Consider the following 24,114-nt stretch of genomic DNA (forward strand, 5'->3'; position numbering starts at 1 on the left):
TTGGTTGGGACGCAGCCTTCGGCTATTTAGTTAAACACAACTGTCTTATTATTATGCACAATAATTCGATCTTCAACATGCCAAGCCACCGCTCTGGCGAGTACGATCCGTTCAATGTGACGACCGATTCTTTTCAAATCTTCGACGTTATCTCGGTGGCTTACCCGTTGAACGTCCTGCTCAATAATCGGTCCGCCATCCAATTCATCGGTCACGTAATGTGCGGTGGCTCCAATGATTTTCACCCCGCGGTTATGAGCTTGCGCATAAGGTTTTCCACCGACAAAGGCAGGTAAGAATGAATGGTGGATATTAATGATACGATTCGCATAGTGCTTAATGAAAGACGGCGAAACAATCTGCATATAGCGAGCCAATACAATCGCATCTACTTTGTCTCCTACCACTTCAAGCTGACGACGCTCAACTTCTGCTTTCGTATCTGCCGTAACCGGAATATGGTAATACGGAATACCAAAAGGCTCCACAAGCGACTGCATGTCAGGATGATTACTAATGACCATAGCAATATCCGCGTTAAGATCACCTGCGCGCCAGTGCCAAAGCAGCTCAAGTAAAGCATGATCTTCCTTAGATACAAAGATAGCGATTCGCTTTTTCTGACTGGCAAGAGAAAGACTCCATTCCATGGAGAACTTGTCCGCAACAACGTAGAAATCATCTCTCAACCGCTCAACACGGTTCTCAAGCTCAGCTAAATCGAACTCGATCCGGATGAAAAACATGCCGCCCTCAGGGTCCATCGTATATTGATCGGATTGCACGATATTCGCACCATACTCGAACAAAAACTGCGAGACTGCCGCGACAATACCCGGCTGATCCGGACAAGAGATCAACATCCTAGCCCTATTCACCAATTCGCTTTCCCTGCGAAGAGGGCTGTTATTACTTTCCAGTACCATGTTAATCCCCCGCTATCTAAATTACGCTTTCTTCAGTATATCTTTGCCTGCAAGCCAAACGATCAAGCGTTGATTGATCTGCTCCTCGCTAAGGTCTGAGAAAAGACTTTCTTCGTGCAGAATATCATACAAGCGCTCCAGCGGCTCGCGACCGTCGGCTTTTTTCGCTTTGGCATCATTTTTCAATACATCCCATGTATTTAGAACGAAGTCACGGAAATGAATATCCTTTTTACCTAGCAAATGGTCAATTCTCTCTACATGATCCAAGAATTCGCCGCCAAAACGTCCATTTAAGTTGCCGGACAACAGCGCAATCTCGGCTTCGTACATTGGACGCTGGGTTTTGTCTTCTTTACCGATCCAAGGAGTCTCAAGAATCATAGGCAGATGCTGCAGCTTCTCATGGTTCGCTACATTATTCATAGCCTCAAAGCCAATCCAACCTGATCCTAGCGGCGCGTGACGGTCTTTGCTTGCTCCGCGAGGATTTTTGCTATCATTCAAGTGGATAACACCTAGCTTTTCCAGACCAATAACTTTGTCAAAATGATGCAGTACACCATCCAGATCGTTAACGATATCATAACCTGCGTCATGAATATGGCAAGTGTCCAGACAAACGGTTAATTTGTTGTTAAACTCAACGCGTTCTATTATTTCCGCGATTTCCTCAAAGCTGCGGCCAACTTCTGTCCCTTTGCCCGCCATTGTTTCCAGCGCGATGTTTACATTCGTATCTTTAACTCCGGCAAGCACTTCATTCAAACCATCGGCAATACGCGCAATGCCATACTCCGCATCTTTATCTGTGTAAGCTCCTGGATGAAGAACGATATTTCGTACACCGATATAATCCGTTCGACGGATTTCCTCTTGCAGAAAACGGACAGCTAATTCAAACGTGTCTTCTTTATAAGAACCAAGATTGATAATGTAGGGAGCGTGCACGACAATTTCGTTAATCGCATGCTTGTCCATCAACGCTTTACCTTCTTCAATAAATTGATCCTCAATCGGTTTACGGCGCGTATTTTGCGGGGCGCCAGTGTATATCATAAATGTGGAAGAACCGTATGAGACTGCTTCTTCTGCTGCATTTAACAAGCCTTTATCTGAGAACGAAACGTGTGAGCCAATTTTGGGCATGATCACAACTCCTTTGTGAGTGTCTATCTACTACCCTCCCATTTTACTCGGATTGTCGCAAGAAATCTAGAAATAAGGTATAATTCTTATTACATAATGACTTAGGCTAATGAGGTGACAAATAAATGGCTAATGATTTTTTCATGTGGTTTATCATTTTCTGGGTATGTATACTGCTTTTTTTCATGACCGTAGGCGGATATTTCATGTTTCGAAAGTTCCTCAAGGTGCTTCCTAAAGAAGACGGCAAATCGAAGTTGGATTGGCAAAATCACTACGTGGACAGTTCGCGGCACTTATGGACAGAGGACTCCAAAGCATTTCTCGATCAATTAGTATCACCTGTACCGACGGCCTTTAGAGATATTGCGAAGCATTCCATCGCGGCTCGAATTGGACAGGTAGCGTTGGAGGCAGAAGCAGGGGAAGTCACCAGGGATCACTGCATCGAGGGGTATATTCTTGCGACGCCGCCGCGCGACTACAAGAGTTTGAGGAGTTTTCTGGAAAAGCAGGAGATTGATTATAGCGCTTATCGGCATTTGTTGAATTAGGAAAAGGGCTTGTCCTCTTGATGTCATAGGGGACTTGTCTCGTTTTATCTGAATACGCTTACATTTTAGGGCAAAATTTTAAATGTTTAAATCCATTAATCTGATTACTAGAGATGCCGTTGCTGCACAGGTAACGAGAGTGGTAGGCAGACAGCAGACATCTCCAACTTGGTTTTCTACGTTCACTTGCTTTCTAGACATATAAAGAAGAGGTTTCAGTTAAATGAGCAAAGCCTTGCTCTGGAACACTAACTATATCGATATCCTCGCTATCACAAGCACAATCCTTACAGTGACCCAATGGTATCGTTGTTTTATAGAAGCCAGTTTTAAAAATGACCTCCGCATTTCCTCTTGCCAACACCGTCTTGCATTCAACGCAAAATATTTGTCCAGGGCTATTCATTTAAAAGCCCTCCTTTTCATATCCAAATGTCGTTTGTTGTTACAATATGTATTTGTTTATAATTATATGATACATTTCGTAACTAAGCAAGGGGTATTTGTTCGGGATCATCTTTATAAATAATTTTTCAAGTGCTTCATCACATAGGTAACATTTATTTTATCGAGCATCGTGGTATGGTTACCCGGAACGTTGTATATGTCAATACTTCCTCTTCCAGTGCATTCCCATCCATATTTTTCATCCAAGATTAGGTTGTTCATATTGTCATTTGCGCGGAAAAACACTATTCTTCCAGGGTATGGCTTTGGATCAAAAGAATTTGCTGCTATTAATAGATTCTTTTCTCTTTCTTCAATTTCATCGCTTGGGGAATAAGGAAACAACTCTTTTTTTCCCAGATTATTTTTAAACTTCTCTTTGATGAATGGCAACTTCTGTCTCCACGATATCTTAAATAGTACATTCGTATTTACAATAATTTTTTTTGAATTAGAAATACTTCGTAAGCACTTCGGATTTCTAGTATCAAAAAGGGCTAGTAATGAAACTTCTTGGAGCTGGTTGATCAGCTCTTGTGCCATCTCATAAGCGATCATGCCCCCAAGGGAGTGGCCAACAAGGAAATAGGGACCTTCGGGTTGTATTTTCTTTATTTCTTGTAAATAAGTAGCAGCCATCTCTTGAATGGTAATATTAGCTGCGTTATCGTTTGTTGCGTAGCGTAGTCCATATACGGGTTGGTCATTAGCTAGTTCATGCACTAAGTTACGGTAAGAGATCACCTCACCACTTAAATTATGGATACAAAAAAGAGGTGGCTTATTTCCATATGGCTGAATAGTTACCAAATAGGAGGAGAAATCCTTTTCCGAATCATATGAATCTAATAATTTGGCAAGCTTTTCAATTGTATCTTCCTGAAAAATAACTGAAACAGGTAACTTCTGTATAAATGCTTTTTCGATCTCTGAAAACAACTGCATCGTTAACAATGAGTTACCGCCCAGCTCAAAAAAATTATCCACAACGCTTATAGGGCCTATATTTAATAGGTTACTCCAAATTTCTTCAAGCTTCTCCTCCGTTTTGTTTCGAGGGTAAATCATTGGTTTTGGGTTGTATGAAACGTTTAGCTCTGGATAGCTCTTATGCCCCATTTGTCCACCTCTCATAACTGGTGTTTGCGATGCTAATAAAAAGGATGGTGCAATCAATTGGAGCAACGGGTCCAGAAAGATCGAACGCATTTTTTGCTTGAATGGTACCATGCTATTCTGTCTAGAATCATTAACTATTGTTGGCTGACTTATGTCGTCGTAATTAGCAAACGATTTCTTTTCTGAAATCAGATTCAATTTTTCAGCCATGTTGACACGTTGAATTTTCCCTGTTTGTCCTTTTGGTATTTCGTTAATGAAGATGACTTTTGTTGGAACCTTGAAACCAGCTAAACTGGCGGCTATAAACTGACGAACTTCTACTTCACTAACCTCTGTTTCTGATCGTTTCACAATAGCGATAGCTACATCTTCTCCCAAAGTAGGGTGCGGAATTGCAAATGTCACTGCTTGCATCACCGATGGATGCTTAAGTATAACTTCTTCGACCTCTAGTGGCATTACCTTTTCTCCCCCACGATTAATGAGTTCTTTAATTCTGCCTTTAATAAATAAGTAGCCATCCGAATCCATATATCCTAGGTCTCCTGTACGAAGCCACTCATTAAAGAAGCTACTTTGATTCGCAATCGGATTATTCTCATATCCTTCTATCACACTAGCTCCCCGAACAATGATTTCCCCTACAGATTCGTCCGATACAATCTTTCCATTGTGATCCAAGACAGCTATTTCACAGCCTACAGCCTTTCCTACGGATCCTGTTTTTCGTTGTTCAGGCGGAAGCGGATTTACGGCCATCTGACTCGCAGTTTCCGTCATCCCGTAGCTTTCCAATACAGGGACTTGGAATAGTTGTTCTAATTCAAGTGCAATTTGTTGAGAAAGCGAGGCCGAACAAGAACGGATGAACCGGAGTGAGGTACGTTGTGAACCAAAGGATGCGAATCGACCTTGTGCAAGTATGGCTTGATGTATAGTTGGCACCGCTGTATACCAAGTTGGGGAAAAATTCTCTAAACTTTCGTAAAACTTCTCGGGTGCAAAGCTCCTGCTACAAACGAAGCCCCCGCCTGATAAAATCGAAGTTACCAGAGCTCCAATGATTCCCTTTACATGGAATAATGGGACCGTATTCAGACAACGGTCTGAACCTGTCAATTTCATCGAAGCTACAATGTTCTGAGCTGAAGAGCATATATTCTGGTGCGTTAAAGGGACTATTTTAGGTCTCGCAGTAGTGCCGGACGTATGAAGAATCATCGCAGTGTCAAATTTCTGAGATAAATGGTGTGTTAAATTTACTCCTACGTCGGTACTCTCGTTGTTGTATGCTATCATTTCCGAAATCTGAGATAAAGGTATTACTTTCACACCTAGATCATTGGCTGCCTCAATAGCAACTACGATTTCATTATCTACAATTATGGCATCAATTCCAAGATCTGACAGGTGGAACTTATATTCTTCGTATGTATACTTGGGGTTTAAAGGTGCACAGGTCATAATGCCAGACACAGCAAGAAAAAGAGTGGCCATTTCTGGCCCATCATGTGCGATTACAGCTATTCGACTCTTATTCCCAAAACCCAAACGCAGCAATAGACCCACAATTATATGTATGGATATTGATAGTTGAGAATAGGTTATTTCAGGTTGTCCTGGAATTAGGATCGCTTTGGCAAGAGGTGTCGTTTCTGCATAATATAATACACAATTTAATATGTTTTGATTATCATCCATAAATAAACCTCAATTCGTATTAGTGATATAACGGAAATATTTAATTTTAATAATGCTAGGGCTAACAGCAATGCTGCACTGTAAATTCCTATCAGACATAAATGAAACTAAAGTATGCTTACATTTTGAGCGTGACTGTAAGACCTCATCTAATTCCCTCAAACCAGATAACCCCACCCCTAACGCCTTAAGCATCGCCTCTTTACGGGTCCACATAAGATAGAAGGCATTACTCTGCTCATGACTCTCTACAGATTCCAACTCGATAAGTTCGCTCGAAGAAAAGTACTGTTTTGCTATGTTGTACCAGTCGAGATCACACTTAACTTGTTCCATATCAATGCCTACTTCGTCCTTCGTCGAAACAATATAACTAACCGCATCTTTAGAATGAGTCATATTGAAATGTATCTCTTTTTCTTCTGATTGATTAAATAAAAATGGTTTACCATACTTTGTATACTCGTATCTCAATTCGTTAGGCGCATGCCGCGTATAAGCAGCAATAATGAGTCTGAGAATACCATGGGAAACTACAAATTGATTCTGGTCTCTTGCGAATTTGAAATTTCGTGCCCTCTTCTTTTCCTCAGCAGATAATAGGTTATATAAATGAGAATTCGAAAACAGTGACGCTTCCGTAGATGTTATCCAAACATGCGCTTCAGAAGCAGTCAGACATTGTTTCCCTAGGATAACATCATTAGGCTCATAAACATTTTCCCAATAGATCGTAGGTTGATGCACAACTTCCCGTATCATTTGATTCATCTCCTGCAAGCTCAAAATATAAGACCCTTCTTTTTAGAACTTTTCATCATCTTAAACATTCTACTGATTCGAAATTTCAGAACCACATACATTGACTCGATTTTACGCAGATATTTATTGCGTTCTATAAATCTATGCCCATCTACACAAGCAAGCCAGAGGTCCTCTCCCAATTGATGAGCATCAATATGATGCATACCATCTGCATTCCAATCTCCAGGATGCCCTGTACCCTCTAGGAGAAACGAGGTCTTACTCTCCTTATATTCACTTATAGTTAATTTTGTAATCTCGAAAGCATTTACCCGCTTTCCATAATAGGGCTCAATATCTTGAGTAAATCTATAAATCCTATTCTCCCATGAAACGACTTTACCGGATGGGCGTGCAATATGTTTATTCATGACGATTGGACTCATAGGATGCTCATGCCACACATCGAGCAAACCTTCGGAAAAATACAATCGAAGTTTATCTCGATCAGATGAACGAGTAAACATCCATAACTTGTCGTTATACTCAAAAATGGTTGAATCAACAAAATACCCTTTCATGATATCACCCAAATATTCCCATTCCGTTGGTGTTTTCGTTGACTTGTATAGTCGGATTGAATTTGTTTCGCATGTTTCAGGTATCATATACAATTCATCTTTCCACATAAATACGTTTGGATATGACATGTGAAATGATTCCAAGATAACTATTTGTTGATATTCCCAATGCACGCCATCCTGACTAGATGCTAGTCCTATACAGCCTTTACCCGTGTTTTTATTATAAACCTCGAAGAACATGTGCCATTGATCTTGAAATCTAATCATGAATGGATCAGCAATAAACTCCGCGGGTACATCGATAACATCCTCTGCCGTTAACACTGGGTTATTAATACTATCGGAACTAAGTCCAAAAGGCGAATTTCCTTTATAAATGGATATTGACCAGACTGGTCTTTTACTTTTCGAGCTAAGTTTAGGCACTGATTTAAACATGATCATAACCAACTCCTACACCAAGTAATATATTCCAATTGCACCTCAAAAGTCTTCCCTATTAGTTTCTATATCAACTTCCTAAGTGAAACCTTACATAGCCTCCAAATATACTTGGCAATAGATAGAGTCTTTATAAGATATAATTTATAATTACTAATATATCCATTTTTGAATAAGAAGTCGTAATTTTCAAGTTCCCCCTTCTCCATTAGCCATAAATTAGAAGAAAGGCCTGATGAACCATAGTCTTCTTTATAGGTATATGCGAGGCACTCCTCCAACATCCACCCTTCATTCTTATTAATTATGATCTGCAGCCATAATAGGTAGTCTTCCGAATATCTTTTGGTATCATCGAATCTAATCGTAAGATCACTTTTTAACATAACTGCTCTTGTGGGGAATACATTATGCCTCAGGAGTAATGAGGCTTCCACTTTTTTTACTTTCATATTATTTATGTCTATTTCATGAATGAACTGTTCATTTGCTTCCAATTGTTTGAAGTTGTGCGCACTTATTGCTACCTCTGGGTGTGACTCCATCCATCCATATTGAACCTCTAGCTTTCGGTGGTGCCATGCATCATCTGCATCCAGAAAAGCAACATACGTCTGTGTGGCTTGATCCCACCCGCTATTTCTTGCATGCCCAGGACCTCCGTTTTGTGTAAGCGGGATTACTTTAATCCAACCTTGTGGGTGCTCAGATTCAAGTTGAAGTAGAATCTCCAACGTCTTATTATCATCAGGTGAACAATCTTCTACAAGTATCACCTCAGTTGGCCTTACCGATTGCATCCAAACAGAATCCACAGCACGTCTAACCGTATCCGCACTTTTGTAACAAGGTATGATTACACTAACTGGAACCATCTTTCTCTCGTGTTTCATGCCATCCTCCAAATGATTTATTATTAAAATTTGACGTTTACTCGCTAGCCATCCCCACCAGAGTAATCGGTTTTTTCATTTTCCTTATTTTTCCTATTAGTATAATACCCATTAGCAGCATATTAAGAACAGAAGTAATGACTAATACGAAAGCTGCACCTTCTAATCCCTTTGTCGGAATGAGTAGGTAAGAACATACAAGGCATGATAATACTGAAACAATAATAATTGGCACTTGTATTTTATAAGCTCTTGCAGCATTAAGCCCGTCTCCTAAGAATGATGCAATAAATCCTATTCCTGCTGACAATATTGTTATGAGCAGGATATGTTCATACCCAATGAAATCCTTACTGAAAATTAATACTAATAATCTTTCTCCAAATAAGAGAGAGATTATAAATCCGCACACAGCAACCAAAATCGCTATGCCTATCATTTTAAGAAGCAATGACGTAAACGACTTTCTATTACCTTCACCGAAGTATTTCACTAATTTGGGACTTGCAGATTGGCCAAGAGCGCTAACAATCGTAGCCCCAGCAATCATTAAATTAGAGATCGACGCGAATATACCTAATTCTTTTATCCCAACATATTGTTCCAAAAAATACCGTGGAATGTTGATATTCAAGCAAACTAATAGCGTAACAAAACCTAATGGCAAACTAGTTATAAATATTTTTTTTAATTTCCTCATATTAAAAATGGGTTGGAATCGGTTGTACATTCTCAAATTTTTAATATCTACAAAAATTAAAATCAATGCCATTACGAGGGCTATGACAGTTACTACGGCTATGAGATTTTTAAAAAAATACATACAAACGGTTAAAAACACAACCGTTAAAATACCTTTCAAAATCAAAGAGGCTGAAACTAAAGGCAGATTTTCATTTTTTTGAAATAAACTGAAAATAATATCACAAATACCTTCAATGGATTTATAAACAGCTAATATTAACGCTATATACTTCACGAAAGAGTTATTATAAAACAACTGTATAATAATAAAGGTGACAAGCAACCCGAATGCCATAGAAACAAGTCGCAACGCTAGAAAATCTCCAAAAACAAACTCGTTCTTAGAATCTGAAACTTGTACAATTCTGAGCTGTAGGTTTGAAAACATAAAAACGGGTGCTGTGATAGCCAGCCCTAAAGAAAATACACCCACCATTTCAATGGAACCTAACTTTGTAATTAAAGTGATATATAGAAATTGACAAAATGCGTATATCATATTTCCACCAAACAACCAGATGAAATTTATCTTTAATGGCTTTCCTACAGAAACACGATTTGCATACGCGATATTTTCTTTTTTCAATGTTGTTCCCAGCCTCATTTCAAGTTAATTGCTTATCATTAGCATAAATACTTGCAACTCTTTTTACGCCTTCGGTAATATCATAGCCTCGATCAATTAGGTTTCTAAGCGCTGCTTCTTTATCAATTAGTGGTTTTCTGGCTTCCGCAAGAATTTCATCTATCCAAATACTTATGTCATTTTCTAACGAAATAAACTGAATGCCGCCTATTCCCATATCTACTTCTTTAGGCACCCCTGTTGAAACAACACTTTTTATTCCTGCAGCTTGAGCCTCTATTAAAACTAAAGCTACCCCTTCATACCGAGATGGAAGTAAGAAAACATCAAAGATGTTCATTAATTGGTTAACATCCGAACGAACACCCAAAAATAACACATGTTTTTCTAATCCCTTCTTCTTAACAAGTTGTTTTATATCCTCAAAAAGAGGTCCATCCCCAACCAAAATTAACTTGAATTCCTCTATTCTTTTTTTCAATTGCTCTACAATAGCAATTAGAAAATTATGATTTTTTTCTTCGGCAAATCGACTTACATTCCCCAGTACTAATTCCTTTTCTGAAATACCCAACTTGTGGCGTATAGCTTTGGATATATTTACGTCAATGAAATCATATTGAGAAAGATCGATGGCATTCGGAAATACAGTGAAATCATTTCTAACGCTCTCTTTACTACCATATAAATACTGCCCTGCAAGTTCGCCACACGCTAACTTTAAAGTTGAATTAAATCGAATTAGCATTCTCATCATATAGCGATACATTGATCTGAAGTAATGGTCGCCGCCAGCATCCGAAGTACTATGTGCATGGCATATTCTTTTCTTAACACCTGCAAGTCTAGCCGCTAGCAAAGACAAACCTGCATTAAATTGCGTATGCACATGCACGACCTCATATTGATACTTCCCTTTTTGTATGATCTGCGTTAATATTTTTAGAGATCTGATAACTCCAACTTCCTTAATAGAAGGGCAATGAAATATTCTTCCACCCATCTGCGTGATTTCATCATCATAATGACAAGTTTCGTTACAAAAATATATAAAATCAAATTGAATTTTGGTTCGATCAATTCTTCTATACAAATTCATAATCATACTCTGAACACCGCCGACCTCCATGCTTCCTGGTATATGTAGAATTCTTAAAGGCTCTTTATCATTCATATTTATATCCCCTTATTAGTTCAAATAGTCAAAGAGTACACGCTGGAAGTAGACCGTGTACTCTTAGTTCCCCATATTCAATTAAGACTACATGAGCTTAGTTGATAATTTACCATCTTCTCCTACGATGAGTTGAAATTGCTTGCCGCTTGGTGATTTCAGAACTGTAAGCTCATTACCAACATATTTAACTTTAGATGAAAAAACATTATATAGTTTTTCAGGCATCACAAGTGCCGTATTTCCCCCTACCGAAGCATCACATTGGCTTAGCAATATACGTGATGCAAGCGTATTGTAAAAGTGATTTTTTGTCACCCACACCGTCCCCCAGTAAATCGCAATACCACCATCTTGGTACAATATATTGTCTCGAACCATCGTACTATCTGATGAGTAGATCTCAATTGCATTTTCTTTAATAACACTATTCGAAATCGTATTTCCCTCGATGAATAAATTCTTCTGGTGATAAGCGCCATTCGCGGTAATCGCTTTATACCAGCCATCAACCGTGTTTTTTGTGATTTTCAAATCAGTTGTACTGTTTATTAGCTTTATACCTAAAGTACCACCTTGATTAATTGCATCCTTCGTAAGTGGTCCATTAGTAAAATCGATTTTATTTCCCGAAATTACCGTACGATGGCAGTTCTCGGATACATAAATCGCATTATTTTCTGATCTAATGATGTTATTTACTATCATGCAATCTTGCGCATTCCAAAGTAGCAGCGAAACGCCGGGATTATTCGAAAATCCAGATAAAGCTGGGTCTGAAGCGGAATTATTTAGATTTTCAATTAAATTACCAATGACTGAAATACGCGAACAATTTCCGTCAGATGTTGGGAATAATTCAAGCATTTTAAACGAATTGTTTTGAAGTATCACATCTTGAGCTGTTGATACCCGTAAATGATTAACCACTGAATTTCCGATCTGTATACCTCGTGCGTACCATATCGTTGAATCTTGAAATATGCATTCTGCAACCGTACAATCTGCGAATTCCACCATAGAGTCCGCAGTTATGTTTAACTCGGTAAATATACAACCAACAATAGATATTCGCTTAACCAGAGCACCTTCTGGTTCAATATCCAAGGTACCTGTTCCCGTACAACTGGAAATAATACTATCATAAGCATGAATAACAGCAATATCTTGACGTCCCATTCTAGAGAAAAAGCAATTCTCGATCAAAATTTTTGATGGAACGAGGCCGCTTGTCTCATCATAGCTAACCCGAATACCATCACCACATATATTAGTAAAGTTAATCTTTTGGATTAGAATGTCCTCGCTGCCGCCACGAACATCAATGCCGTGCATTTGAACATCGCTTAGTCCAATTGCTGACTTGTTACCGTCAATCACCATATCCGAAATTGAAACATTGTATGCTCCTTTGCCTCCACCAACGATTAGCACCATGTCCCAAACTTTCCCAGTTAATGGGAGTTTTAAAACTGTGGCCCCACCTTTTCCAATTAATTTTATATTAGATGTCAGTCTTACATTTTTGATAATAAAAATACCTTCTGGAATTTCTACCATTCCACCGTTTGGTAGACTATCAATAGCTTTTTGAAACGCTGAACTACTATCTGACTTTCCATCAGGCAAAGCCCCGAAATTGATCACATTAACTGACATCTTCTAGTCCTCCTCCATGACTCTTCCAATTTACTATTAGTATATGAAAGGGGGAGGAGAACGATTGGACGCTGTTGTCACAATATTCCGATATCGTAGAGTGATTATACACCGATCTCTTTATTTAAATGTCCTTCCATTAAGCTTTGTTTAATTCCAACGGATTGCTCTTTTTGAAGGACTGTATAAATCGTACGAAATGCAATTTTCACGTCCAGCCAAAGCGAATAATTTTGTACATACAGAATATCAAATCGCAGCTTCTGCTCTGGTGTAGAACTATATTTACCCATAACCTGAGCTAATCCGGTAATTCCAGGTTTTACTGCAAATCGATACATGTAGTCAGGGTTTTCATTCGTAAATTGTTCAGTAAAGAAAGGTCTTTCTGGCCTCGGTCCGACCAAACTCATTTCACCTTTCAATACATTCAACAACTGAGGAAGTTCATCGAACCGTACTGATCTCATCCATCGTCCTACCCTTGTAATTCGCGGATCATTTTCTACTGCCAATACAGGTCCAGTACGCTGCTCAGCATCACTTATCATGCTGCGAAATTTATAGACCTGGAACCTACGACATCCCATACCTGCTCGTTCTTGTTTGTAGATAGCCGCTCCCTGCGAAGTTAAGGGGATGATGACAAATAAGATCAACAATAACGGAGCTAAAATAATAAATATGAGAATAGAACCTACTACATCTAACGCTCTTTTACACATTCGCTGGGTCATCGTCAACTTGTGAGGATGGACAGACAGCGTCAACATGTCATCCATATGCGCAATCTGCGAGTGGACAATAAATAGATCATAGATATCAGGCTGCATCAGGATTTCCTTACCATAGTAGAGACATATTCGTACTAAACTCTCCTTTTCGTGGATGCGATCACCGAATACAATAAGATCTGCATTCAGTAGAGCAGTGATAAGCATATCTTTGTCTGGCTGACGAAGAACCCGAACATTTTTATACCACTTACTTTGAGCGTACGATTTTTCTATAAATGCTTGAGCAAAGGATGTTTCTCCTTCAATGATAAGTACTCTTTTGTTCCTTTGTTCTCGTTGTTTCAAATGCCGAAAAATGAAATGTGTGATACTAATCAACAACACCTGAATACAGATGGAAATCAAAAGCGTAATCAACGAAAGTCTTAAAGCTTCATTCCAACGTAAAATGAAAACAGTCACAACGGATTGAATCACTACGCCGATACCTACGTTTATAACAATAAATCGCATATCTTGATTGCGTTGATTCGAGTACAGACCCGTAAGATAAAAAATTAAAATCGCAATTCCAAACAACGGAGGGAATCCTACTAAAAAAACCGCTAATTTGCTTACATTGATTGAGCTTTCTGCAAACATTGTTGCCAATAAAATACTAGAATAGATCAAACAAATATCCATCATTGCATTTATCACAGAAAACCAATTTATTTTTATTGACCGTTCCAATAGAACACACCCCATTTTTTTCCACCTTAGATGTAATCCTTTGAATATTTTACCGTACAAGTGAATCTTGCGTTTGCTTGTAGACTTCCATTGTTTTGTAAATCATGCTCTGTATTTCAAATTTCTTTAGAAATTTAACCCTACCTGCTAAGCCTAATTGACTTCGAGTTGCATCATCTTGAATCAAATCAGTAATTCGACTTCTTAGATGATGTACATCTCCATTTTGAATTAAATACCCATTCACACCTTCTTCAACTAATTCGGGTATGCCGCCCACATTTGAAGCTAATACGGGGAGCCCAGCTCTCATAGCTTCAAGAATACTCAGAGGCAAGCCCTCCCAATCCGATGTTAATATGAATACGTGAGATTGACTCAATAACGTAGAGACATCTTTTCGTTCTCCCAAAAGTCTCACCTTGTGTTCCAACCCTAGCTTAACTATCATCTTCTGTATTTCAGCAAGCTGTGGCCCGTCACCGACTAAATCAAGCTCCCAATCCAAGTGATGAATGCCTGCCAATGCTTCAAGTAAGAATAACTGTTTTTTGGGTCTTTCCATCCTAGCAACCATGATTAGACGGATGGAAGACTGTGCACCTTGTCGGATTGGCATAACTTCCATATCTGGAATACCGTTTTGAATGGTGACAAGCTTTGAGGCTGGAATTACAGAGTATTTCTCACAAAGTCTTCGATCGTACTCCGAAACAGTAATAATGCGCGTGGACAGCATACCAGCTAACCGCTCTGCAACTGAATAAATGATCCGTCTAACCTTTGGGACACCTTCTGTAAATGCCCATCCGTGGGCTGTAAACACAACGGGAATCCCGAGTAACCGCGCTGTGGCTCGACCCAGCCAGCCTGCTTTAGACGAGTGGGTTGCAACCAGATTAGGCTTAATCAGTCTCAACGCAATTCTTATCTCGATGAAAGCCATTATGTCCCGATATAGATTTATCTCTCGAACCAAATGCTTAATAATATGGACTTGAATGCCATAATTTCTCAACTCATGAATGAACTTGCCTTCCCCACCGATGAGAATAACAATCTCATGGCCTTGCCGTTGTAATTCAATACATAAATCTCTCAAATGAATTTGAGCACCGCCAACATTGTCAGAACGAGTTATGATTTGAACGATTTTGATCTTTCTCATCTCCTTCCTTTTCATTTAAAGGTATCCATGGTAAGGCAAGAAGTATCCATAAATGCCGCCAATGTAAGGTATCGATGAAAAAACTGTTAAATAATATACCAAATAACGAGGCAGCAGCAATTATCATATAAGGATGGATTGGATTTCCCAATAATTTACTTCTGCTTCTGAATACATGGCGAACTGCCCTAATTGCTGTTAATCCTATAAAGGAGAAAAATGACAACACACCAACTATGCCGTATTCCGCTGAGATTCGAACATATAAACTATGGCTTGACATTCCAAATACATTTTCAATTTGACCTGGTCCAATACCGAAGGGAGCGTCCATTATATTTATAAGCGAGTTATACTGTGTTCCAAATCTATCATTATCATATTGCTGGTACTTTAACCGGTGCATGAGCATATCATAGACAGAGGGCTGTCCATACAAGATAACCAGTGAGAGTCCCAAGATAATGATTAGCGTGACTAGTGAAATTAATCGTTGTCTCTTGGAAACCTCGGAAGGTAGAATCGCATACAATAGTAATGCAATTAAACAATTCCCCCAGGCTGCTCGTGAATAACTAAATAAAACACCGAGAATGGTTAGGAAGAACATACAAATCCAAATCACCTTATGAATACTTCTTTTTGTAGATTCAAACCGCCATAAACAGAATAAAACAGCAGGTATAAGAAAGGGCCCAAACACGTTTGGATCTTTGAACAGAAACTTTACTCGATCAAAAAGTAAGAAGCTTTCATACTGAGGTATCCATTTAAAATAAGCTAGATTACCCACAGCTGCAGCAATAATTGCAGCCGTGGTGTATCCAGTAAACATGAGATCCAGTATCTTTCTTCTATATCTCTTTAGTAATCCAACTAAACAAATCCAAGTAAGAATGAGATAGACAGTAATAGCAACAAAACTTATTGATGAAGTCATACTTCCGGTTACGAAGTACATGGAAATCAAATTACTAATAAAAAACAACAAAAACATAAACAAAGCCGGAAGCGTAAAATAAGGTAATCCAAAGTAAGAAAATGTAAATCCCACAACAATACAAGTCAGAAAGAGAACATCATATGGAGAAGGTTCGATAAATACAAATGAACCCATAATCATTGCAAACCATAAAAGCAAAAAATAAATTTTCGGAGTATCTGAAAAAGGGACTATTCCTTTCATGACACCACCGTGTTTTATAAGCATGTACGATCCTCCCAATTAACTTACGTTTACACCGATGAGGCAGCATCACTGATTAACTATTTATCCCCATAGCCATCGGCTCCGAAACTTCTTCATACCCATTCGGATTATTTAACTGCCATCTCCATGCATCGGAACACATCTCTTCAATCCCTTTTTCTGCTACCCAATTTAATTCCCTGTTTGCCTTGGAGGGATCCGCATAGCAGACGGCAATATCACCTGGTCTTCGATCAATTAGCGAATATTTTATTTTCTTTCCAGATATTTTTTCAAACACATTTACAATTTCTAATACACTGTATCCTCTTCCAGTACCCAGATTGTATGTATGAAAACCATTTGTTGATATTACTTTCTCAATGGCTTTTACATGTCCCTTTGCAAGGTCCTCGATGTGAATGTAATCTCTTACACCTGTTCCATCCTGTGTAGGATAGTCATGTCCTAGGACTTTTAATTCATCTATTCTTCCGATTGCAACCTGAGTGATATACGGTATTAAATTATTCGGAATACCATTCGGATCCTCTCCTATTCGCCCACTTGGATGAGATCCTATTGGATTAAAGTAACGTAACGCAGCAATACTCCAGTCCTCATCAGACTGGCAAAGATCAGCTAAGATCTCTTCCGTCATTTGTTTTGTTCGTCCGTAAGGATTAGTGGCTCTAAGCGGAAAGTCCTCCTGGATTGGTACCCATTCAGGTACACCATAGACAGTAGCAGAGGAACTAAATACTAATTTTTTGACGCCGTATTTTTGCATCGTCATGCACAGGGAAATCGTACCGGTAATATTGTTATGATAATAATCAAGTGGTAATTTTACAGATTCACCTACCGATTTTAGCCCCGCAAAATGCATTACCCCATCGATATGATTCTCAGAGAAAACCTTTTCCAATATGTCACTATTGAGTAAACTAGCGTTGTATACTTTAAACTTCTTTCCGGTTATTTCCTGAACGCGGGTTAAAGCTTCCACTTTACTATTCGAGAAATTATCGATTACGACCAACTCATAGCCTGTATTTAACAATTCAATGCACGCGTGATTTCCAATATATCCTGCTCCTCCGGTTATCAGTAACAAATTCCCATCTCCTTCGGCTTTCAGCAAACAAATAAAAAGTTAACATATAGAATTAATTGAAAAAAAACCAATAGGGCATTCAACCCTCCCTCACAACACACTTTTGACAATAAACGTCTAAGGCAATTTAAGCCCACAGCGTGATCGAGTGCTTACAGTGATAAGGGTTCAGTAGACATTACCCAAAACTATTTTTTTAACTACTCTAATAATAGGTATAGGATTGGTCTTGACTTTGGCTATTTTTATTATTAAGGACAACACCCAACACTTTTGCTTTTACGTGTTCCAAATTTTGAAGAGCCTTCACCACGACTTGGCGTTTTACTTTACCTGAATGAATAACAAACAGCACTCCGTCGCACATTGTTGATAAAATTTGGGAATCCGTTACAGAAATCGTAGGAGGAGAATCGATAAGGATGAGATCAAAATCTTGTTCTAGCTGCTTCAATAGTTCAATCATTTTTCTTGATGCCAGAAGCTCTGAAGGGTTCGGAGGAATTGGACCTGAAGAAATTAAAGATAAGTTGGGAATGTCTGTGGATACAATGATTTCTTCGAGACTATTTTGATTAGCAAGAATATTCGTCAGACCAACTCGATTAGACTTCATGAAAATATGATGAAGAGTAGGCTTTCGTAAATCTGCATCTATGACTAATACTTTCTTGTTCTCTTGTGCATATGCTACCGCTAAATTAGCAATGGTAGTTGTTTTTCCCTCAGAAGGCTGTGAGGAAGTAATAAGTATTTTTTTTGTTTCTCGATCAATAGAGGAGAATGTAATATTTGTCCTTAATGTCTTATACGCTTCAGATTTATGTGATTTGGGATTTAAATTCGTTATTAAAGTATATTTATTCTTACTACTTTGCACTGACATATGAACCATCACCTACCATTCTTTGTTGGGATACAGACTTGCTTTTGATATCCCTAGATTTAATTTTTGTGATTACCCCTAAAGTCGGAATGCCTAGATATTTTTCAACGTCCCTCTCCGTCTTGATGGAATCATCTAAAAATTCTAAGAAAAAGGCAATCCCGATTGATAAAGTAAGAGCCACGATCGCACTAATTGCAATATTGATTTTTGGATTTAGGCTGGTCGGCTGTGGATTAAGTTGTTCTTTAGCCTCATTAAGGATGGACACATTATCCACTTTCATAATGTTAGAAATTTGTTCTTTAAATACCTGCGCTATTGTATTCACAATCTTTACAGCTTGCGAGTACGAGTAATCATCTACCACTATCGTCATGATTTGTGTTGCATTCACGGTACTAACCTTAATTTTCTTACTCAATATTTCTGAAGTCACATTTACATCTGGCAACTTCTCTAATACCTTATCCATAATCGCTGGCGTTTTAATAATTTCTTTATATGTATTTATTAACATAATATTTGTAGCCACATTGCTGTAATCCAGGGACTGTAAACCTTGATTTTCACTTGTTTTATTAACAACCAACGCTGCGCTAGCCGTATAAACCGGTTGAATAAAGTAGTAGCTCATGATACCCGTACAAATACTAGAAAGTAACACGATGCTTAAAATGATCCATATTCTTTTCTTGATTACTTTGAAATACTCTTTCAGTTCTATTTCCATTAGAACCTCCACCTTAGATTTATTTCGATACACTACCAAATACAATTCGTATCATAAATCAATATTACGATACGAATTGTATCAAGTCAAGTGTGTTTTTACTAATGGTTCAACCATTTCTGACGGTAAAATGAACCATTACGAATATTCAACCACTTCCTTTTTTTTCGATTGAAAGATTGGTTAATAATTGCCTCTCCTTTAATTAACAAGGCTGCATTTTCCAGATAATATTGAGCACGCTCTTCGCCCAGAACCGCACGAATGTCACTCAGCACTTGACCAAGATTTCCTTGTCTAGTCGAGGTGTTATGGGCATCCGAACCAATGACATGTATGAGATTCTGCTTACATAATTCAAATGCAAACTTTTTGATTTTGTTACCGAATACGCCTGATAGAGAATGCGAGGTAGCCTGACAAATTACGCCGCTTTCAACATATTCTCTCAAACGACTAGGATACTTCAGAAACTCAGCATTTCGTTCCGGATGTGCGATAACTGGTGTAAGGTGAATGACTCTAAGTTCATGCAATAGCTCATCGAAATAGCTAGGTATTCCCTTTGAGGGAAGTTCTAATAAAATATATTGAGATTCATTCAGCGTCAGTATTTTCCCTGACATCAGATCATCCATTACATACTTATTTACACGTACCTCTTGTCCTGCGTGGACAATAAGATTAATTCCTTGCTGCTTCAATTCACCCTTAAAAATATTAACAGCATTCTTTATTTTAATTGCATCGTTTTCATATCTCCCATTGGCGTGATGTGGCGTAGCAACTAAAGCATTGATACCACATTGCAACGCATAGCGCGCCATAACGATAGCTTCTTCCATACTTTCAGCACCATCATCCATGCAAGGTAATATATGGCAGTGAGTATCAATCAACAATGAGATTGCACCTTCTCTCAGCATAACAAATCAATATTCTGCTTATTTTGAGAATGTTCATTAAAATAAGCATAGCTCTGAATGGCTTGAGAAATAAAAGGATATGGATCCATAAAAAAATCCAAGATATAACGGCCAAGTTCTACTCCATCAATCCACTCTGCCTCATATTCAAATCCCTCGTCCATCTTGCTTACACTAATGAGAACACCTGCAGCTGAAATTGGCATTTCTCTCAGCAGTAATCGAAAATTCCAGATGATTTTTTCATCAATAGGCAGATCTAATGAAGAAAGAAATCGCATACCACGAGAATTGGTTTCAGTCAGTGTTACTTTTGTATGCTTAGTCTCAATTCTTTTATGATTGATTTGTATAATCTTAATTAAACTATGGACCGAGGACTCATGTTTGAGGTCGAATTTTCGTCTTTTGATGACATTATTGTCCATATGTTCATCGTCCTTTTCTCAAAAATGCAAGATGCATTCAAATAAATACATTTCGTATCTCGTAATACAAACTAAGCCGACATTTTCGTTTTCATATCTATCAAAACACTGGTATAATAGGTCTAACAAAAGGGTTATTGGTTATAATGTTAATATTCTTATTGAAATGTGAGGAATTTGAAAATGACTAAATACGGGGATAGAATTGCCCTTCTGCGGGAAAAGCATGCACTCACCCAGGAAGATCTCGCCAACAAGCTGGGCATTTCGAGAGCCGCGCTATCACACTATGAGACCTCTCGTAGAGAGCCGGATTACGATACTATTAATAAAATCGCTTCATTCTTTCGCGTATCTATAGACTATTTGCTCGGACGAACGAATCAACCTGATAGTAATCTCGATCAAGAAATTAGGGAATTCGTTGATAACTTGGAGCTATCAGATGAAAAAATATTGGAGAAGTTTGCATTGACCGTAGATGGAAAAAAGTTATCTTCCGAAGAAGCACGGCGTTTTATCGCTTTTGTGAGGGCTGAACGTTCACTTGATTAGTAAGTATTTTATTCTCTGATTCGTGTTCGTTCCACAACATAAATTTGTTTGGATCCAATCCTGTTTGTCTTAACATCTCCATGACATCAAGCGTGACTTGTGATCGTTTCTCCATAAGTAACCTCCTTTAAGGTCATGTGGTTCCTCAGCATGATCTTTTACTATATGCATCTAATTTATGATACATTTCGTATCATATCAGAACATTTTTTCTGATTGAACACCAATATATCTCAATGTTACAGATGGAGCCGAATGATTAAACAAATCACGAAGCACAGATATATTCTTTGTTTTTTGGTAATAGTGATACCCATACGTCTTTCTAAGTGTATGTGTTCCGATATCGTTAAGACCCGCCTGTTTGGCCGCTTCACTCAGTATACGGTATACTCGAATTCGCTTGATCGGCTTACCTGTTCGTTGAGAAGGGAACACATAGTCGTCATCATTCATATACTTTACATACTCAAAGATAGATTCTCTTAATTGACTATGAATAGCAAAAGTTTTCTCTTTACAAGTCTTTTCTTCCTTAAGCGTTACACTATACTTTCCCTTTAAATCCCTTACCCTTAATGTTAACAAATCACTTAAATGCAGCCCCGAATTAATTCCGATTGTAAATAAGAGCCAATCTCTATGTGATTGTCTTATTAATATTTCTTGCATTTGCTCAATTTTTTCTTGCTCACGAATAGGCTGAACGACTTGCATTGCAACAACGCTCCTTTTTGAATATGATTCAATTACTGGGTTTATCCTTTAATAAAGTATCACTTAACTCCTTCACTTCATCACTATCTGGAATCCAATAATATAATTGCAATTGTACAAGTGGATCCATGTCATAACCGCTATGTCCCGGAATTTGTTTGTAGGTAAAATCCTCTGTCGTCATTCCCTTAAATAGCCAAGCTAAACTTATAAGATCATCGTCTTGAAAGTTCGTATCCACAATATCTTTCTTTACTTTCCTTAACAGGTTGGCGATCTCGCCGACATGTTCGGGTTTTAATATTTCTTGGGCTACATTTTTTAGAATTTGTGATTGCTCTCTTTGTCGTCCGAAATCGCCATCTGGTTGCGAATACCTTTCTCTTGCCAAACTCAGTGCGAGTTTACCATCAATATGCTGAATACCTTTGGCAAGCGTTATTTGGTTATCGGATAAGTTAATATCGTTTTTAACCTCTACGTTCACACCACCAATGGTGTCGATAAAGTTTTCAAAACCTTTAAAATCTGTTTTTACATAATAATTAATCGGCACATCTAAAAAATTGCTAGCAGCTTGGAGAGCAGCCTTGGTTCCCTCTTGATTACCTCCCTTCAATTCGCCAAGTATGTGAGCATGATTAATTTTGGTATAGCCAACTCCCTCAATCTTGACTCGCGTGTCTCTTGGTATGGATACGATGTTGACTTTACGCTCAGAAGGAATGATGTGCATCACCATCATCACATCCGACCTGGAATTTTCCTCCCCCCTGGCATCGATGCCAAGAATCAACACATTAAACGCCTGAATCACTTTAGTATCTACTGAAGAAGATTGAATGTGGGATTGATCATTTAATTGGTTTTTCTCTGTGCCTTGCTCCCGTAATAGGGGAGTCGTTTCAATGGAGACAACTGGCTTACTCAAAACAGGTATTTCCATTTGTTTAAAATGATGATCAGGTTCATATTTCCAGTATATAAAACCACCTATACTGATCAATCCCAAAAGTATGAAACCTGCAGTGTACACAACCCAACGATTCATGGTGACACATCCTTAAGCTTCCTGTTTTTAATGATACAAAATGTATCATTAGATTTGCAACAAATACAAGTTTGCATTAACGTATAAATATTATCTCTCCAATTTATAATTCCAAATACAACCTGGTTTACATTCCCCCTACATGAACTATTAGCATATAGGATTTTTGTTCCTAGATCATAGATACATATTGTATCTATGATCTAATTTATGTTACAAAACGTATTTTGTCAAGTAGATGTTCAAATTTCCTTAAGTATTCACAAAACAAAAAGAAGGCTTCTTTCCAGAAGCCTCTCTACATGCATTAACTAACTCATATGATCGATGTAACTCTGGTGGGTTCACTCGAGAGCTTCGAGACTAAGAGAGCTTGCTGTAAAAGTAGAGCGAGCAGTCTACGCATCGAACCAATTCCGATTTTGCTCATAATGTTGGCCAGATGAATCTTGACTGTTTTCTCACTAATGCAGCAGTTCTCTGCGACTTCCCGGTTCGTGTACCCATGAGTGGCGATGAGGGTAAGAATTTCAGATTCACGCTGTGTTAAACCATAATTGGTGAAAAACTGGTACAAAACTTGGTTTTCTGCCAAAGTATTATGCTTCATACAACAACTTCCTTTATATGAATATGACGTTCCTTCTCTTTTCTGCCAATCAGATTTTGAATTTCAAATTATAACCAATTTCAATTATATACGACATATATATTTACATCTATGGGATTGAAATCCCGTATTTAACTAACATGTATAGGATAAAGAACCTACCTCGCTCTTCAAAACAATTAGAAGTAGGACTATTGGTATGGATGCTAATCATTTACGCCAATATATACCGTGACATCCGTCTACCCTCCTGCATATAGTAAGTATCGACTATTCCGCTTTTACCTAAGGAGGAAGTAATACACATGACTTCGAACAAAAAAAAAGAGCTTCGCGATTTGGATTTGGATACTGAATTAGTGGAACAACAACCCGAAATCGAACAGTCCTATGCCCCTTCATATCCTCAAGCTATGCCTTACCCTTATGGCTATCCTGAACCTCAACCTTATGCTTGGGTACCTGTTTATGATCCACGCGGCTTAGGCGGCATGTTCGGGCTTCCTGGTATGCCTGGTGGTGGTTTCCCTGGTATGCCTGG

The 24,114-nt window shown here is 38.4% G+C and carries 23 protein-coding genes and 1 pseudogene; 3 read left to right on the top strand and 21 right to left on the bottom strand.

The features are described from left to right. Positions 1-26 precede the first annotated feature (26 nt). On the bottom strand, positions 27-926 hold the full coding sequence (gene purU, locus BLT91_RS07005; protein ID WP_090818607.1) for a formyltetrahydrofolate deformylase: 900 nt from the start codon (positions 924-926) through the stop codon (positions 27-29). A 21-nt stretch (positions 927-947) separates the two neighbouring features. Next, complete coding sequence (locus BLT91_RS07010) at positions 948-2,075, bottom strand: deoxyribonuclease IV (RefSeq protein WP_090818610.1); 1,128 nt, start codon at positions 2,073-2,075, stop codon at positions 948-950. 125 nt (positions 2,076-2,200) lie between these two features. Between BLT91_RS07010 and BLT91_RS07015 the strand changes: the two genes are divergently transcribed. Beyond that, the gene (locus BLT91_RS07015) at positions 2,201-2,629 is read left to right on the top strand and encodes a DUF2621 domain-containing protein (RefSeq protein WP_090818613.1); all 429 of its coding nucleotides are present in this window, start codon (positions 2,201-2,203) and stop codon (positions 2,627-2,629) included. Positions 2,630-2,822: 193 nt separating this feature from the next. Here the strand turns inward: BLT91_RS07015 and BLT91_RS07020 are convergent, their stop codons facing one another. From BLT91_RS07020 to BLT91_RS07095, 16 genes are all read right to left on the bottom strand, one after another. Further along, complete coding sequence (locus BLT91_RS07020) at positions 2,823-3,035, bottom strand: hypothetical protein (protein ID WP_090818616.1); 213 nt, start codon at positions 3,033-3,035, stop codon at positions 2,823-2,825. 113 nt (positions 3,036-3,148) lie between these two features. Continuing rightward, positions 3,149-5,899 carry a non-ribosomal peptide synthetase gene (locus BLT91_RS07025; RefSeq protein ID WP_090818619.1) on the bottom strand — a complete coding sequence of 917 codons (2,751 nt, stop codon included), beginning with the start codon at positions 5,897-5,899 and terminating at the stop codon, positions 3,149-3,151. 9 nt (positions 5,900-5,908) lie between these two features. Next, complete coding sequence (locus BLT91_RS07030; protein ID WP_217635184.1) at positions 5,909-6,661, bottom strand: 4'-phosphopantetheinyl transferase family protein; 753 nt, start codon at positions 6,659-6,661, stop codon at positions 5,909-5,911. Positions 6,662-6,681: 20 nt separating this feature from the next. Further along, positions 6,682-7,665, bottom strand: coding sequence for a glucosamine inositolphosphorylceramide transferase family protein (locus BLT91_RS07035; protein ID WP_141224945.1), 984 nt, complete (start codon positions 7,663-7,665; stop codon positions 6,682-6,684). 68 nt (positions 7,666-7,733) lie between these two features. Then, on the bottom strand, positions 7,734-8,561 hold the full coding sequence (locus tag BLT91_RS07040) for a glycosyltransferase family 2 protein (protein WP_090818627.1): 828 nt from the start codon (positions 8,559-8,561) through the stop codon (positions 7,734-7,736). A gap of 37 nt (positions 8,562-8,598) precedes the next feature. Beyond that, the gene (locus BLT91_RS07045) at positions 8,599-9,891 is read right to left on the bottom strand and encodes an oligosaccharide flippase family protein (RefSeq protein ID WP_175532129.1); all 1,293 of its coding nucleotides are present in this window, start codon (positions 9,889-9,891) and stop codon (positions 8,599-8,601) included. A 19-nt stretch (positions 9,892-9,910) separates the two neighbouring features. Then, on the bottom strand, positions 9,911-11,065 hold the full coding sequence (locus BLT91_RS07050) for a glycosyltransferase family 1 protein (protein ID WP_090818634.1): 1,155 nt from the start codon (positions 11,063-11,065) through the stop codon (positions 9,911-9,913). An 87-nt stretch (positions 11,066-11,152) separates the two neighbouring features. Then, the gene (locus tag BLT91_RS07055; protein ID WP_090818637.1) at positions 11,153-12,724 is read right to left on the bottom strand and encodes a right-handed parallel beta-helix repeat-containing protein; all 1,572 of its coding nucleotides are present in this window, start codon (positions 12,722-12,724) and stop codon (positions 11,153-11,155) included. A 104-nt stretch (positions 12,725-12,828) separates the two neighbouring features. Further along, positions 12,829-14,208 carry a sugar transferase gene (locus BLT91_RS07060; protein WP_090818640.1) on the bottom strand — a complete coding sequence of 460 codons (1,380 nt, stop codon included), beginning with the start codon at positions 14,206-14,208 and terminating at the stop codon, positions 12,829-12,831. A gap of 34 nt (positions 14,209-14,242) precedes the next feature. Next, the gene (locus BLT91_RS07065; protein WP_175532131.1) at positions 14,243-15,361 is read right to left on the bottom strand and encodes a glycosyltransferase family 4 protein; all 1,119 of its coding nucleotides are present in this window, start codon (positions 15,359-15,361) and stop codon (positions 14,243-14,245) included. After that, positions 15,321-16,571, bottom strand: coding sequence for an O-antigen ligase family protein (locus BLT91_RS07070; protein WP_090818646.1), 1,251 nt, complete (start codon positions 16,569-16,571; stop codon positions 15,321-15,323). The genes BLT91_RS07065 and BLT91_RS07070 overlap by 41 nt, the downstream gene beginning before the upstream one ends. A gap of 52 nt (positions 16,572-16,623) precedes the next feature. After that, entirely contained in the window at positions 16,624-17,667 is a 1,044-nt protein-coding gene (gene galE, locus BLT91_RS07075; protein WP_090818649.1) for a UDP-glucose 4-epimerase GalE, read from the bottom strand. A gap of 205 nt (positions 17,668-17,872) precedes the next feature. Continuing rightward, entirely contained in the window at positions 17,873-18,553 is a 681-nt protein-coding gene (locus BLT91_RS07080) for a CpsD/CapB family tyrosine-protein kinase (protein ID WP_090818653.1), read from the bottom strand. Next, positions 18,537-19,286 (bottom strand): YveK family protein, encoded by a 750-nt coding sequence (locus tag BLT91_RS07085; RefSeq protein WP_090818656.1) that lies wholly within the window; start codon positions 19,284-19,286, stop codon positions 18,537-18,539. Before BLT91_RS07085 ends, BLT91_RS07080 begins: the two co-directional genes overlap by 17 nt. Positions 19,287-19,387: 101 nt before the next feature. After that, positions 19,388-20,185 (bottom strand): tyrosine-protein phosphatase, encoded by a 798-nt coding sequence (locus BLT91_RS07090; protein WP_217635185.1) that lies wholly within the window; start codon positions 20,183-20,185, stop codon positions 19,388-19,390. A gap of 20 nt (positions 20,186-20,205) precedes the next feature. Beyond that, positions 20,206-20,640: a hypothetical protein gene (locus tag BLT91_RS07095; protein WP_090818662.1), complete on the bottom strand. Its 435-nt coding sequence runs from the start codon at positions 20,638-20,640 to the stop codon at positions 20,206-20,208. Between the two features lie 183 nt (positions 20,641-20,823). Here BLT91_RS07095 and BLT91_RS07100 point away from each other — a divergent pair, with 183 nt between their 5' ends. Beyond that, positions 20,824-21,195: a helix-turn-helix domain-containing protein gene (locus BLT91_RS07100; protein ID WP_090818665.1), complete on the top strand. Its 372-nt coding sequence runs from the start codon at positions 20,824-20,826 to the stop codon at positions 21,193-21,195. Positions 21,196-21,393: 198 nt separating this feature from the next. Here the strand turns inward: BLT91_RS07100 and BLT91_RS07105 are convergent, their stop codons facing one another. The 3 genes from BLT91_RS07105 to BLT91_RS07115 all read right to left on the bottom strand — a co-directional run bounded on the left by BLT91_RS07105 (position 21,394) and on the right by BLT91_RS07115 (position 23,573). Then, entirely contained in the window at positions 21,394-21,912 is a 519-nt protein-coding gene (locus BLT91_RS07105; RefSeq protein WP_090818668.1) for a tyrosine-type recombinase/integrase, read from the bottom strand. A 28-nt stretch (positions 21,913-21,940) separates the two neighbouring features. Continuing rightward, positions 21,941-22,963: an LCP family protein gene (locus BLT91_RS07110; RefSeq protein ID WP_090818671.1), complete on the bottom strand. Its 1,023-nt coding sequence runs from the start codon at positions 22,961-22,963 to the stop codon at positions 21,941-21,943. 316 nt (positions 22,964-23,279) lie between these two features. After that, entirely contained in the window at positions 23,280-23,573 is a 294-nt protein-coding gene (locus BLT91_RS07115; protein WP_090818674.1) for a response regulator transcription factor, read from the bottom strand. A 305-nt stretch (positions 23,574-23,878) separates the two neighbouring features. Here BLT91_RS07115 and BLT91_RS31350 point away from each other — a divergent pair. Next, positions 23,879-24,114, top strand: a pseudogene (locus BLT91_RS31350) (hypothetical protein); the annotation flags it as partial.

This window comes from Paenibacillus sp. yr247, assembly GCF_900103825.1.
Classification (GTDB): Bacteria; Bacillota; Bacilli; order Paenibacillales; family NBRC-103111; genus Paenibacillus_E.